The 13,357-nt window shown below is 74.6% G+C and carries 14 protein-coding genes and 1 pseudogene; 8 read left to right on the top strand and 7 right to left on the bottom strand.

The genetic code is table 11. The features are described from left to right. Nucleotides 1–132: 132 nt before the first annotated feature. Complete coding sequence (locus TR49_RS32010; RefSeq protein WP_042387932.1) at nucleotides 133–624, top strand: cysteine dioxygenase; 492 nt, start codon at nucleotides 133–135, stop codon at nucleotides 622–624. On the opposite strand, the gene TR49_RS32015 is transcribed toward TR49_RS32010, so the two are convergent. Beyond that, on the bottom strand, nucleotides 521–1,963 hold the full coding sequence (locus TR49_RS32015; RefSeq protein WP_063770228.1) for a glycosyltransferase 87 family protein: 1,443 nt from the start codon (nucleotides 1,961–1,963) through the stop codon (nucleotides 521–523). The two genes, TR49_RS32010 and TR49_RS32015, sit on opposite strands and share 104 nt — an antisense overlap. Before the next feature lie 96 nt (nucleotides 1,964–2,059). Then, nucleotides 2,060–2,458: a winged helix-turn-helix transcriptional regulator gene (locus tag TR49_RS32020; RefSeq protein WP_042387841.1), complete on the bottom strand. Its 399-nt coding sequence runs from the start codon at nucleotides 2,456–2,458 to the stop codon at nucleotides 2,060–2,062. A gap of 86 nt (nucleotides 2,459–2,544) precedes the next feature. Here TR49_RS32020 and TR49_RS32025 point away from each other — a divergent pair, with 86 nt between their 5' ends. After that, on the top strand, nucleotides 2,545–3,120 hold the full coding sequence (locus TR49_RS32025; protein WP_042387844.1) for a flavodoxin family protein: 576 nt from the start codon (nucleotides 2,545–2,547) through the stop codon (nucleotides 3,118–3,120). Nucleotides 3,121–3,227: 107 nt separating this feature from the next. On the opposite strand, the gene TR49_RS32030 is transcribed toward TR49_RS32025, so the two are convergent. The 3 genes and pseudogenes from TR49_RS32030 to TR49_RS44625 form a co-directional block, all read right to left on the bottom strand. Next, complete coding sequence (locus TR49_RS32030; protein WP_174501627.1) at nucleotides 3,228–3,932, bottom strand: class I SAM-dependent methyltransferase; 705 nt, start codon at nucleotides 3,930–3,932, stop codon at nucleotides 3,228–3,230. Next, a complete protein-coding gene (locus tag TR49_RS44765; protein ID WP_439654143.1) occupies nucleotides 3,929–4,465 on the bottom strand; it encodes a TIGR04282 family arsenosugar biosynthesis glycosyltransferase in 537 nt (178 codons plus the stop codon). The genes TR49_RS32030 and TR49_RS44765 overlap by 4 nt, the downstream gene beginning before the upstream one ends. A gap of 78 nt (nucleotides 4,466–4,543) precedes the next feature. Then, a pseudogene (locus tag TR49_RS44625) lies at nucleotides 4,544–5,290 on the bottom strand (glycosyltransferase family 2 protein); the annotation flags it as partial. Nucleotides 5,291–5,405: 115 nt separating this feature from the next. On the opposite strand from TR49_RS44625, the gene TR49_RS32040 reads away from it, so the two are divergent. The 4 genes from TR49_RS32040 to TR49_RS32055 all read left to right on the top strand — a co-directional run bounded on the left by TR49_RS32040 (nucleotide 5,406) and on the right by TR49_RS32055 (nucleotide 8,556). Beyond that, nucleotides 5,406–6,191, top strand: coding sequence for a response regulator transcription factor (locus TR49_RS32040; protein ID WP_042387847.1), 786 nt, complete (start codon nucleotides 5,406–5,408; stop codon nucleotides 6,189–6,191). After that, the gene (locus TR49_RS32045; RefSeq protein WP_042387849.1) at nucleotides 6,184–7,317 is read left to right on the top strand and encodes a sensor histidine kinase; all 1,134 of its coding nucleotides are present in this window, start codon (nucleotides 6,184–6,186) and stop codon (nucleotides 7,315–7,317) included. The genes TR49_RS32040 and TR49_RS32045 overlap by 8 nt, the downstream gene beginning before the upstream one ends. A 67-nt stretch (nucleotides 7,318–7,384) precedes the next feature. After that, nucleotides 7,385–7,987 carry a Uma2 family endonuclease gene (locus tag TR49_RS32050; RefSeq protein WP_042387851.1) on the top strand — a complete coding sequence of 201 codons (603 nt, stop codon included), beginning with the start codon at nucleotides 7,385–7,387 and terminating at the stop codon, nucleotides 7,985–7,987. A 92-nt stretch (nucleotides 7,988–8,079) separates the two neighbouring features. Continuing rightward, complete coding sequence (locus tag TR49_RS32055) at nucleotides 8,080–8,556, top strand: cupin domain-containing protein (protein WP_042387853.1); 477 nt, start codon at nucleotides 8,080–8,082, stop codon at nucleotides 8,554–8,556. Here TR49_RS32055 and TR49_RS32060 read toward each other — a convergent pair. Continuing rightward, complete coding sequence (locus TR49_RS32060; RefSeq protein ID WP_042387855.1) at nucleotides 8,541–9,584, bottom strand: NAD-dependent epimerase/dehydratase family protein; 1,044 nt, start codon at nucleotides 9,582–9,584, stop codon at nucleotides 8,541–8,543. The genes TR49_RS32055 and TR49_RS32060 overlap by 16 nt on opposite strands. 89 nt (nucleotides 9,585–9,673) lie before the next feature. On the opposite strand from TR49_RS32060, the gene cofD reads away from it, so the two are divergent. Next, nucleotides 9,674–10,642 (top strand): 2-phospho-L-lactate transferase, encoded by a 969-nt coding sequence (gene cofD / locus TR49_RS32065; protein ID WP_042387938.1) that lies wholly within the window; start codon nucleotides 9,674–9,676, stop codon nucleotides 10,640–10,642. Further along, the gene (locus TR49_RS32070) at nucleotides 10,639–11,967 is read left to right on the top strand and encodes a coenzyme F420-0:L-glutamate ligase (protein ID WP_042387857.1); all 1,329 of its coding nucleotides are present in this window, start codon (nucleotides 10,639–10,641) and stop codon (nucleotides 11,965–11,967) included. Before cofD ends, TR49_RS32070 begins: the two co-directional genes overlap by 4 nt. A 290-nt stretch (nucleotides 11,968–12,257) precedes the next feature. Here TR49_RS32070 and TR49_RS32075 read toward each other — a convergent pair whose 3' ends face one another. Then, complete coding sequence (locus TR49_RS32075) at nucleotides 12,258–13,133, bottom strand: DNA-3-methyladenine glycosylase family protein (protein ID WP_042387859.1); 876 nt, start codon at nucleotides 13,131–13,133, stop codon at nucleotides 12,258–12,260. Between the last annotated feature and the right edge of the window lie 224 nt (nucleotides 13,134–13,357).

Genomic DNA, 13,357 nt, shown 5'->3' on the forward strand with positions numbered 1-13,357 from the left:
GCCGCCGAGCCAGAAGAGGGCGCTCCCTCCTAGGACGACACAGCCGTGACCGCCGCCCAGCGTCTCTCCGCCTCTGCCCCCGCCTCCGTCTCCCCCGCGCCGGTCTTCGCCGACGGGCTCAGCGACGTCAGCATCGCGGGCGACCCGCTCGCCTGGCCGCACCTCGCGCCCGAACCGCTCGCGCACCCGACCACCGTCGGCGACTTCGCCGCGCTCGCCCGCCGCGTCGCCGCGGACGGCGACCGCTGGCGGTCGCTGGTCCGCTACGACGCCCTGACGCGCTGGTACGCGCGGCTGGAGACCGGCCCCGGCTACGAGGTGTGGCTGCTGAGCTGGCTGCCGGGTCAGGGCAGCGGCGCCCACGACCACGGCGGTTCCTCCGCCGTGATGACCGTGCTCCAGGGCGAGCTCACCGAACTCGGGGCCGGCCGCGGGTCGCGCTCACTCGCCGCGGGGGCCCAGCGCGTCATCGCCCCCGGCTATGTGCACGAGGTCGTCAACGACACCCTGGAGCCGGCCGTCAGCCTGCACGTGTACTTCCCGGGGCTGACGCAGATGACGCCGTACCCGCAGCACGTGCTGCGGCGGGCGACGGCCGAGGGTCAGGGCGCCCTGCTCGCCTGAACCCGAACCCGGCGGACCGCGACCGCCAAACGGATCCGGCGAGCACCAGCCCGAGCGCCGCGAGATAGGCGGGCTGCCGCACGTCCCCTTCGTAGAGGTAGTCCAGGAGGCCGGCGACCGGCACACCGAGCCACTCCCAGCGGCACTCCAGCGCGGCGAGCGCGAGCAGCAGCAGGCTGTACCAGGGGTAGCTGGGTGTCGCGAGCAGCAGCGCGGTCCCCGTCACCGTCAGCGCGCCGCGCCAGGGGCGCTCCGGATCGCCGCGCAGCGCGACGGCGAGCGCGACGCCCGCCAGTACGACCGCCGCCACCAGCCCGAGGCGCGCCTGCGGCACGGGCAGCAGTGCCAGCAGCGCAAAGCGGCCGCCCTGGTCGTAGCCCTCCTGCTGCAGATAGCCGGGCAGGAAGCCGATGACACCGAGGCCCGAGGCGGCGACGTACGGCAGGTAGGCGACCGCGAACGTCAGGGCGGCGGCCGCCGTGAGCCGCAGTCGTCCCCGACGGCGGGCCAGCGTGCCCGGGACCACCACGGCCGGGATCAACTTCACCGCCGTCGCGGCCCCCAGCAGCGCCCCGGCGATCCCCGGACGTCGACCGGAGGCGGCCGCGGCGAGACCGAGCAGCGCGAGCAGCACCCCGAGGGTGTCCACGTGCGCGTCGTTGACCGACCAGATCGCCACCCCCGGGCACCACGCCCACAGCCCCGCCCAGGCCGCCGGCGCCCGCCGGGCCCGCAGCATCCGCAGCAGCACCGCGGTGACGCCGACCGCCAGCAGCGCACCGAGCAGTTGGGCGACACGGACGGTGCCGCCGAGCGTGTGCAGCAGCAGGAACCAGATCTCGGCGACCGGCGGGTAGATCGTGTGCACGGTCGGACGGTTGATGTGCGTGCAGATCTGCGCCGCGTGGTGCAGGTCCCATCCGACGCACGGGGCGTTCGCGGCGCGCGGCGGGAAGAGCGCGGGCGCCTGGGCGCGCAGCCGGGCGAGCGCCGGGTCGACCGGCGTGTAGGCGTAGGGCGAGATCCCGGCGGCCTGCACCTGCCCGTCCCACACGTAGCGGTAGACGTCGTCGCTGGTGCGCGGCGGCGCGAGCAGTCCCGTCGCGGTGACGGCCGCACTGCCGAGCAGCACCAGGCTGCGGGCGGCGCGCTCGGGCAGGCCGCGTCCGAGCAGGGCGAGCAGCAGTGCGGAGGCGAACAGCAGACCGTCCGCGAGGTACCAGCCGTGCAGCGGGCCGGGGCGGCCGAGTGTGCCGCCGCCGGTGAAGGTCCGCGCGAGCGCGAGCACGAGCGCGAGCAGGAGGGCGGAGCAGGCGAGGGTGCGGAGCTTGGCGACCACCGGACCACCGTGGCACCGCACCGGCCCCTCAGGGAGGCCGGACGGACCGACGTCCCGGTTCCGTAAGACTCTCGCCGAGCCGGCGAGACCCTGCGGTCAGCGATCGCCGCCCGCGTCGTACCGGTCCTGCGCGGCGAGGATGGCGGGCATCGCATGGTGCAGGTGCTCGATGAGGTCGAGCAGCTTGGCGGCGGTCTCCCCGCCGAGCGGGGTGAGCCGGTACTCGACGTGCGGCGGCATCGCGGCCACGACGGTCCGGTCGGCGAAGCCGTCCCGCTCCAGCGTGTGCAGCGTCTGGGACAGCATCTTCTCGCTGATCCCGTCGACCTTGCGTCGGACCTCCCCGAAGCGCGCCACGCCCAGCTCGCGCAGAGCCGCCAGCACGAGGACGCCCCAGCGTCCGGTGATGTGCTCCAGCGCCGGGCGGGAGGGGCAGTCGCGCGCGAACACGTCGAAGTCCTCGTCGACGGGGGTGGGGGTCTGCGCGTCAGCCATGCCGCCAGCCTAGCCGGTTAACTAACCATTCGGAAGCACTAACTTTTCGTTTGCACTTTCCTCTGGTTAGCGCGACGCTCAGTGGCATGACGAACCCCGTGATCTCCATTGCCTTCCACTCCGGCTACGGCCACACCGCGGTCCTCGCCGAGGCCGTCCGCGACGGCGCCGCCGAGGCCGGCGCGACCGTGCACCTGATCCCCGTCGACGCGATCACCGAGGAGCAGTGGTCCCTGCTGGACGCCTCCGATGCGATCGTCTTCGGCTCGCCGACCTACATGGGCACCGCGTCCGCCGCGTTCCACGCCTTCGCGGAGGCCTCCTCCAAGCGCTGGTTCGGCTCGCAGTGGAAGGACAAGCTGGCCGCCGGCTTCACCAACTCCGGCTCCAAGAGCGGCGACAAGCTGAACACCCTGCAGTTCTTCACGGTCCTGGCCGCGCAGCACGGCATGCACTGGGTCAACCTGGGCCTCCACCCGGGCTGGAACTCCAGCGAGGCCTCCGAGCACGACCTCAACCGCCTCGGCTTCTTCCTCGGCGCGGCCGCCCAGACCAACGTCGACCAGGGCCCGGACGCGGTCCACAAGGCGGACGTCGCCACGGCCGAGCACCTCGGCCGCCGCATCGCCGAGACGGCGAAGCGCTTCGCGCCCGCGGCCTGACCCCTCATTCCGCCGCGTGCGGAGAGCCCCGCAGGGCCCGGGGCTCTCCGCACGCGTCTCCCGAGCCGCACGGCGGCGCGGTCCGGTGCCCCTGGGCGTGCCCGTGGCTAGGCGTGCGGCACCAGGAGGTCCAGGAAGACGCGGCCGTCCGTGTGCCAGCCGCCGGTCGGGGTGAAACCCGCCGCCTCGGCGATGCGGACGGTCGCCGCCGTACCCAGGCGAGCCCAGGGGAAGGTCGGTCCGAGACGGCCCGCGCCGTCCTCCAGGCGGACCGTCAGGCGCTCGTCGACCTCAACCGGTTCCACCTCGACGAGCAGCCGGCCGCCCGGGGCCAGCAAGCCCGCCACCCGGCCCAGGAGGGCCGAGGGGTCTCCGCCGATCCCGAGGTTGCCGTCGGCCAGCAGGCCCGTACCCCAGCGGCCCTCCCCGGGCAGGCGGTCGAAGACCGACCTGCACAGGGCGCTGCCGCCGAGGCCGACCGTCCGGGTCACCGCCGCCGGCGTCACGTCGACGCCCAGCGCGGGCAGCCCGCGCCGCTGCAACGCGGTGACCAGCCGTCCCGGGCCACAGCCGATGTCGAGGGTGGGCAGGCCGCGCCGCAGCGCCCGGTCGACCATGGTCGAGTCGGCGCGGTCGGGCTCCGCGCACCAGCGTTCGACGTGCAGCGGGATGCGCTCACGGCCGTCCTCGGTGCGGAGCCACAGCGGACCGCGGCCGGTGCGCATCGCGGTCGCGAAGGGGTCGTCGGTGCGGCCCCAGCCGAGGACCGGTGTGGAGGGATACGTGGCGGACGTGGAGGAAGAGGCGCTCACCCGACCAGGGCGCTTTCCACGCGCGCCGCCCGCCACGTCGCCGCGAACCGGGACCCGGGCGTCAGCGCGGCGACGTCGTCCGCCGTCGCCGGGGTGTCGACGTCCGTCAGCTCCGGCAGCTCCCGCACCCGCAGGCCCTCCGCCGCCAGCCGGGCGCGCAGCGCCGCGCCGGTCGTGGACGTGGACATCGGCACGTCGACCAGCAGGCGCGCGGCCAGCCGCGCGTCCGGACGGGCCAGGCCGAAGGCCCAGAAGCCCCCGTCCGTCGCCGGGCCGAACCAGGCGTCGACACCCGCCCGCCCCGCAGGCGCCAGCGGTTCGGCGAGGGTTCGGGCCGCGAGCTGCGGGGTGTCCATGCCGACCAGCAGCGCGGGGGCCGGCCCGGCCACGGTCGCGAACGCCGCGGCCAGGCGGCGGTCGAGGCCGCCCTCGGCCTGCGGGACCACGTCCCATCCCGGGCGCAGCCAGCGGCCCGGCAGTCCGTCCAGGACCAGCACCCTTCGCGAGGCCGGGACCTGCTCCAGCGTCATCATCGTGTCCGCGAGCGCCGCCTCGGCCACGGCCGCGGCCTGCCCGGGTGTGACCGCGGGCGTCAGCCGGGTCTTGACCCGGCCCGGCGCGGGCGACTTGGCCAGCAGCAGCAACACCGGCGCGGGCGCGGCGAGGATCGCGCCCATGTCACGGACGGCCTGGCGGGTGCCGCGCAGCGTGCCGGTCACCTTGGACCGCCCGGCGCGGGGCCGGTAGGCGACGGGCACCTCCGCGAGCCGCATCCCGGCGGCCGACGCGGCGAGGACCATCTCCAGCGGATAGCCCGAACGCCGGTCGCCGAGGCCAAGTGCCAGCAGCCGGTCGCGCGCCGCGATCCGCATCGGGCCGAGATCGTGCAGGGGCGCTCCCGTCCGCGCGCGCAGTCGGCGCGCCAGCTCCGCGTTGGCCAGCCGCGCGTGCGCGGGCCAGGCTCCGCGCCCGGCCGGGACGCGGCGGCCGAGCACCAGCTCGGCGTGGCCCGTCGCCAGCGGCGCGAGCAGTCGGGGCAGCTCCGCCGGGTCGAGCGAGGCGTCGCAGTCGCAGAAGGCGACGTAGGGGGCGCGGGCCGCCAGCAGTCCGGCGTGGCAGGCGGCGCCGAAGCCGCGCCGGGGCTCGCGGACCACCGTCGCGCCCATCGAGGCGGCCAACTCGGCCGAGCCGTCCTTCGAGCCGTTGTCCACGACGATCGGCCGCACGCCGCGCGGCACCCGGCCGAGCACCCACGGCAGCGCCTCGGCCTCGTCCAGGCAGGGCAGCACGAGATCGACGGTCACGCCCGCCCCGGCTCGTTCGGATGCGGTACCGCAAGCTCCGTCAGCGTTGTCCATGGCTCACACGCTAGGAGCGGCGGGCCCGCCGAAGGCCCGAGCGGCACCTTACGGAAAGCGAACGTCCTCCTCACGACGGGCGCCACCTGGGGCGGAAGACTTCTACGGTGGAGGAGTGAGCGAAGCACTCGACGCACCGGCCCTGCCCGCCCCGGTGCCCCGCCGGATCCTTGTGGTGGACGACGACCCGACCGTGGCCGAGGTCGTCTCCGGCTACCTGCAGCGCGCCGGCTACGCCGTCGACCGGGCGGCCGACGGCCGCGCCGCGCTCGACCGGGCCGCCGCACTCCATCCCGACCTGGTCGTCCTGGACCTGATGCTGCCGGAGATCGACGGGCTGGAGGTCTGCCGGCGGCTCCGCGCCGAGCCGCAGTCCCACACCGTCCCGATCGTCATGCTGACCGCCAAGGGCGACGAGCACGACCGCATCCTCGGGCTGGAGCTGGGCGCGGACGACTACGTGACCAAGCCGTTCTCGCCGCGCGAGCTGGTGCTGCGGATCCAGTCCGTGCTGCGCCGCAGCGCGGGCGCGGGCTCGGCCGCCGCGGCGGAGGACGACGCGCCCGAAGCCGTGGGCGACCTGCGGGTCGACCGCTCGGCGCGCCGGGCCTGGCGGGGGACCCGCGAACTGACGCTGACGCTGCGCGAGTTCGACCTGCTGGCGTTCCTGCTGGCGCACCCGGGGACGGCCTTCGGCCGGGAGGAGCTGATGCGGCGGGTGTGGGGCTGGGACTTCGGGGACCTGTCGACGGTCACCGTGCACGTGCGGCGACTGCGGGAGAAGATCGAGGACGACCCGGCCGCGCCGCGCCTGATCACGACGGTGTGGGGCGTCGGCTACCGCTTCGACCCCTCGGACGCGCCCGGTCGCGCCGCGGAGACGGCGGTGCCGCATGCATGACCTGCTGGTGATGGCCTCGTACGCGGCACTGGGCGCGGGCCTGGCCGGGCTCGTCGGCTGGCCCGCCGTCCGGCTGCTGCGGCGCCGCTCGCTGTCGTTGTCGCTGTTCACGGTCGCGCTGGTGACGGTGCTCGCGGTGGCGACCGGGACGATCGCGGTCGCCCAGGCGATGTTCCTCTCCCGGGAGGACTACGGGGTCGTCGTCGTGGTGCTGGCGATGGGTTCCGTGGTGTCGCTGCTGGTGGCCTGGCTGCTGGCGCGTCAGGTCGCGATCGGCAGCAAGGAGTTGCGCCGCGCCGCGCGGACCGTGGGCAGCGACGCGGGCTTCACGGCGCCGTCGGTGCCGCTGAACTCGGAGCTGCAGGCGCTGGGCGCAGAGCTGGCCGCGACCAGCGCCCGCCTCGAGGAGTCCCGGCAGCGCGAGCGCGCGCTGGAGTCCTCGCGGCGCGAGCTGATCGCGTGGATCTCCCACGACCTGCGCACCCCGCTGGCGGGCCTGCGGGCGATGGCGGAGGCGCTGGAGGACGGCGTCGCCGACTACCCCGCCCTCTACCACGCCCGGATCCGCACCGAGGTCGACCGGCTCACCGGCATGGTCGACGACCTCTTCGAGCTCTCCCGCATCCAGGCGGGTGCGCTGACGCTGACGCTGGCCCGGGTCTCGGTCTACGACCTCGTCGGCGACGCGATAGCCGGCGCTTATCCGCTGGCGCGGGAGCGGGGCGTGTACCTGGTCGGGCACGGCATCGATCCGGTCCCCGTGGAGGTCGACCCGCGCGAGATCACCCGCGTCCTGGGCAACCTGCTGGTCAACGCGATCCGCGCGACCCCCGTCGACGGCACGGTCGCGATCGCGGCGCGCGAGTTCGACCGCGAGGTGGTCCTCTCCGTCACCGACGGCTGCGGCGGCATCCCGGAGGCCGACCTGCCCCGCGTCTTCGAGACCGGCTTCCGCGGCGCGGCCGCGCGCACCCCCCGCACTCCCCCGGCCGCCGGCGAGGCAGGCGCGGGCCTCGGCCTCGCCATCGTCCGCGGCATCGTCGAAGCCCACGAGGGCCGCGCCTCCGTCCGCAACGTCGTCGGCGGCTGCTGCTTCGAGATCGCCCTGCCCACGGCGGCGTGGTGAGCGGACGCCCGACGGCGTGCGACCCGGTACGTTCGTAGCGTCGACTGCGAAGCGGAGGGAGTGAGCGATGCCGGAGCCCGTGGATCCGCAGGAGTACGCGCGGATGCGCGCCATCGCCACCGAGCTGTGGCCTCTGGCCGACCACCTGGAGGGCTTCTGGGGCGTGGAGATCGGAGCCAGTGGCCCGTTCGTGATGATGAGTCCCGCAGGGCGCCACGAGTCGATCGTCTACCGCGTGGTGCGACAGCTCGAGGAGCAGATCCCGGAGACGCACCCGGGCACGGACATGATCGCCCAGTCCGGCGCGGAGATCGAGGACCCGTCGATCGGCCGCATGCGCCGCCCCGACGCCGTGGTGGTGCCGCTGCACGTGCTGGACGAGTCCGAGGGAACCGTGGACGCCGGCGCCATCCTGGCCGTGGTCGAGGTCGTGTCCAAGAACAACCCGGACAACGACTACATCGACAAGGTCGCCGACTACCCTGCCATGGGCATCCCGCACTACCTCCTGGTCGACCCGCGCAAGGGTCTCGTCTTCACCTACGAGGCGATCCTCCCGGGCCCCGACGGCCCGCGCTACGACCGGGTCAGAGACTACGTGTTCGGCGACACGGTCCCCCTCGGGCCCTGGCGGATCGACACCTCGGCCTTCCGGCAGTACGGACACTGACGTCGGCAGCGGCTGGTGGGGATCGCGGAGTCCCATGCCGCCTGCGCGCGGCGGGGGTCGGGGCGCGGGTGGTGCGGGCCTAGCCTGGGCGCATGGGCGAACGTGACCGTGGTCGTGAGCTGATCGAGGCCCTCGGGCTGGAGCCGCATCCCGAGGGCGGGTACTTCCGGCGGATCTACACCAGCCCGCATGCGCTCACCGCCGGGGGCGACGGGATGCGGCCGACGGTGACGTCGATCTACTACCTGATGACCGCCGGGCAGCCGTGCGGGCGGCTGCATCGGAACCGCAGCGACATCCTGCACTTCTTCCTCGACGGCGATCCGGTCGAGTACCACACCGTCGACCCGGAAGGGCGGCTCGACGTGCGGGTGCTCGGGGACGCGGACGCGCGGCACCTGCTCGTGCCCGGCGGGTGGTGGAAGGCGTCACGGGTGCCCGACGGGGCGCGGTACGCGCTGGTCGCGGAGGTGGTGACGCCCGGGTTCGACTTCGCCGACCACGAGTTCGCCGGCGAAGCCGACCTGCCGGTGGAACTGCGGGACGCGCTGCGTCAGTTCCTCGCGTAGTCCTCCCGCTCGTGCTCCTCGGCGGCGAACTCAGCCATGCCGTCCGCGAAGGCGACCCGGGGCCGCCAGCCCAGCTCCGACCGCAGGCGGCCGGAGTCCGCCGTGATGTGGCGGACGTCGCCGAGGCGGTAGTCGCCGGTGACCACCGGAGCAGGGCCGCCGCACGCGGTGGCGAGGGCCGAGGCGAGGTCGCCGACCGTGCGGATCTCGCCGCTGCCGACGTTGTAGGCGCGGAAGGAGCCCGGCTCGCGGTCGCCCGCCGAGGCCAGCGCCGCGACGTTCGCCGCGGCGACGTCGGTGACGTGGACGAAGTCCCGGCGCTGGGCGCCGTCCTCGAAGACACGCGGGGCCTCGCCGCGCGCCAGCGCCGAGCGGAAGATCGCGGCGACGCCGGCGTACGGGGTGTCGCGGGGCAGGCCGGGACCGTAGACGTTGTGGTAGCGCAGCGAGACCGCGACGCCACCGCAGGCGCGGGCCCAGGCAGAGGCGAGGTGCTCCTGGTGCAGCTTGGTCGCGGCGTAGACGTTGCGCGGGTCCACGGGGGCGTCCTCGTCGACCGGACCGGGTGTCAGTTCCGCGCCGCAGAGGCGGCAGCACGGTTCGAACCGGCCCGCGCCCAGATCCGCGACGCGGCGGGGCGGCGCCGGGACGGTGCCGTGGACGGCGCAGTCGTAGCGGCCCTCGCCGTAGACGACCATGGAGCCGGCCAGCAGCAGGCGCTGGACGCGCGCCCGCGCCATCGCGGCGAGCAGGACGGCGGTGCCGACGTCGTTGGTGTCGGCGTAGTCGGGCGCGTCGGCGAAGTCCACGCCGAGGCCGACCATCGCCGCCTGGTGGCAGACGGCGTCGACGCCGCGCAGCGCGTTCGCGACCACGGTCGGGTCGCGCAGATCACCGATCACCGATGTGACGCCTGGCAGCGACACGGGCCGCCGATCCAGAACGTGAACACTGTGTCCGTCCGCGAGCAGTGCTCGCGCGATCGCCGATCCGATGAACCCGGCCCCGCCGGTCAGCAGTAGCTCCATGCCCCGACGCTAGGCCCGAACAAGCCCCGGCACAGCGTCGAACGCCGCCGCGTCACCACTCCGTAAGGACGCCTGCAAGGATGGACGGCATGCGCATCACCGTACTGGCCGGAGGAATCGGCGGGGCCCGCTTTCTGCGCGGCCTCAAGGCGGCGGTCGGCCCCGCCGACGAGATCACCGTCATCGGCAACACGGGCGACGACATCCACCTGTTCGGGCTGAAGGTCTGCCCCGACCTGGACACCGTGATGTACACGCTCGGCGGCGGCATCCACGAGGAGCAGGGCTGGGGCCGCGCGGACGAGACCTGGTCGGTCAAGGAGGAGCTCGCCGCCTACGGCGTCGGGCCGTCCTGGTTCGGCCTGGGCGACCGGGACGTCGCCACCCACATCGTCCGCACCCAGATGCTCGGCGCGGGCTACCCGCTGAGCGCCGTCACCGAGGCCCTGTGCGACCGCTGGCAGCCCGGCGTCCGGCTGCTCCCGATGACCGACGACCGGGTGGAGACCCACGTCGTCATCGAGGACCCGGACCAGGACGGCAAGCGCCGTGCGATCCACTTCCAGGAGTACTGGGTCAAGCTGCACGCCTCCGTCCCGGCTCAGGCGATCCTGCCCGTCGGCGCGGAGACGGCCAAGCCGGCTCCCGGCGTGGTCGAGGCGATCGCGGAGGCGGACGTGATCCTCTTCCCGCCGTCCAACCCCGTCGTCTCCATCGGCACGATCCTCGCCGTCCCGGGCGTCCGCGAGGCGCTGGTCGCCGCGAAGGCACCGATCGTGGGCCTCTCCCCCATCGTCGGCGGCGCGCCGGTGCGCGGCATGGCCGACAAGGTGCTGGAGGCCGTGGGCGTGCAGACCACCGCAGCCGCGGTCGCCAAGCACTACGGCGCGGACCTGCTCGACGGCTGGCTCGTCCACACCGGCGACGACGCGGCGGTCGCCGAGGTCGAGGCGGCCGGGATCGCCTGCCGCGCGGTACCGCTGATGATGACGGACGTCGAGGCGTCCGCCGCGATGGCGCGTCAGGCGCTGGAGCTGGCCGAGCAGGTGCGCGCGTGAGCGGCGCCCAGGACCTGACCGGCGCGGGCTCCGTCGAGATCCTCGCCGTCGGCGGGCTGCCGGAGGTCGCGGCCGGGGACGACATCGCCGCCCTGTTGGTCGGCACGGGGGGCTTCGCCCTGCGCGACGGAGACCTGCTGCTGGTCACCTCGAAGATCGTCAGCAAGGCCGAGGGCCGGCTCGTCCAGGCCGTGGACCGCGAGGCCGCGATCGACGCCGAGGCGGTCCGCGTCGTCGCCCGACGGGGGCGCACCCGGATCGTGGAGAACCGTCAGGGCCTGGTCATGGCCGCGGCCGGCGTCGACGCGTCCAACACCCCGCCCGGCACGGTCCTGCTGCTGCCCGAGGACCCGGACGCCTCGGCGCGGGCACTGCGCAAGCGCCTGCACGAGCTGACCGGCGCGCGGGTGGGCGTGCTGATCACCGACACCTTCGGCCGCCCGTGGCGCAACGGCCTCACCGACGTGGCCATCGGCGCGGCCGGTGTCGCGGTCCTGGAGGACCACCGCGGTCGCGTCGACAGCCACGGCAACGAGCTGTCCCTCACCGTCACCGCCACGGCCGACGAACTGGCCGCGGCGGCGGACCTGGTGAAGGGCAAGACCTCAGGACGCCCGGTCGCGATCGTGCGCGGTCTCGGCCACCTGGTGACCGAGGACGACGGCGACGGCGTCCGCCCGCTGATCCGTCCGGTCGACGAGGACCTCTTCCGCCTCGGCACCTCGGAGGCCGTCCGTCAGGCCGTCCACATCCGCCGCACGGTCCGCAGTTTCACCGCCACGCCGGTGGACCCCAACGCGGTCCGCCGCGCCGTCGCGGCGGCGATCACGGCTCCCGCCCCGCACCACACCACGCCGTGGCGCTTCGTCCTCGTCGAGTCGGAGACGACGCGAACCCGCCTTCTGGACGCCATGCTGGCTGCCTGGAACCGCGACCTCGTCGAGCTCGACGGCTGGGACGCGGAGCGGGTCGCCCGGCGCGTCCGACGCGGGGACGTGCTGCGCAACGCGCCGTGCCTGGTCGTGCCGTGCATGGTCATGGACGGCTCCCACGACTACCCCGACGCGCGCCGCGGGGCCGCGGAGCGGGAGATGTTCGTGGTGGCGATGGGCGCGGCGGTCGAGAACATGCTCGTGACACTCGCGGGTGAGGGTCTGGGCTCGGCATGGGTCTCCTCGACGATGTTCTGCCGGGACACGGTCCGCGAGGTCCTCGAACTCCCGGCCGACTGGGACCCGATGGGCGCGGTCGCGATCGGCACCCCCGCCTCCCCGGCACCCGCGCGCCAACCCCGCGACCCGGAGCAGTTCTTGACGGTGAGGTAGCTACATCACCGGCGGGGCGCGAGGCTCGTGCTGATGTGCGGCTCCGCCGCGTGGGCGTGGGAAACCACCGAGATGTGAACGGCCCTGGGCGCTCGGGGTTCCCCTGCGCGGGCGACCCCTCCACGATCGGCGTTCCACCTGCGCGGGCGACCCCTCCACGATCGGCCTTCCACCTGCGCGGGCGACCCCTCCACACCTGCGCGGGTGGCTCGTCGCGCCCACGCGCGGCAGAGTCGCATGTCGGCACAGCCCCGTGCCCCGGGGTAGGCAACCCGAGGTGGCTGCGGAAGTCACATGTCCCGGTAGTCCAGCGGAGCGTAGCGCGGGGCGTGGCGGGGCGCGGCGACGTGGAGGGTGAGCAGGAGGCGGCAGACGCGGTAGCGGTGGGGGCGGTACGGCTCCAGCAGTTCCAGCATCACCGCGTCGTCGCTCCGCTCCCGGCCGGCCAGGGCCCAGCCGACCGTGTTCGGCAGGTGGAGGTCGCCGACCGAGACCGCGTCCGCGTCGCCGTTGCTGCGCTGCAGGGTCTCCGCCGCCGTCCACAGGCCGATGCCGGGGACGGTGGTGAGCCGGGCGACGGCGTCGTCCGGGGCCATGACGGAGGCCTCCTCCAGGCGGGGGGCGAGCTTCGCCGCCCGCACGACCGTGGCCGCGCGCTTGCCGTCGACGCGGGCGCGGTGCCAGGCCCAGGAGGGGATCATCGCCCAGTCGCGCGCTGCGGGCGGCGCGTACATGGACGGGGGGACGGCGGAACCGCCCGGCGCGGGCTCGCCGTACGCGCGCAGCAGGGTGCGCCACGCCTCGTACGCCTCACCGGTGGTGACCCGCTGTTCCAGGATCGCGGGGACGAGGGACTCCATCACCAGGCCGGTGCGACCGATCCGCAGTCCGGGGTGGCGCGCGTGCGCGTCGCGCAGCAGCCGGTGGCCACAGGGGTCGAAGGACGAGGGGTCGTCCTCCGCGCCGAGCCAGCGCGGGAACGCGTCCAGGAGCCACGACGCGCCAGCGCCCCAGGCCGTCGCCTCGACCGCGCCCTCGGCGGGGCGGGTGCGCAGTCGGAGCGTGCCGACGCCCGCGGGGGTGCGGGAGACACGCCAGAGCGCGCCGTCGGGGGTGCGCCGGTAGGAGGGGTCCAGCGGGCCACGGCGCAGGAATCCGAAGGTCATGGCCACGTCGAGCGGTCCGTCGGGCTTCCAGCCCCGTACCGCCTCGCGTGTTCTCGTCGACGTCGCCGCAGCCGCGGACGACGTCCCGGCTGACGCGCCAGTCCCGCCTCTCACCCGAGTCAGGTTACCGGCACGAAAAGTTAGCGGCGGGGGCCTGGTCCCTTCGCCCGGCGCACGCCGTAGGCTGGGCACCACCATGAGCCAGACACCCTTCAGCGGCGCAG

Source organism: Streptacidiphilus melanogenes, from assembly GCF_000787835.1.
GTDB lineage: Bacteria > Actinomycetota > Actinomycetes > Streptomycetales > Streptomycetaceae > Streptacidiphilus > Streptacidiphilus melanogenes.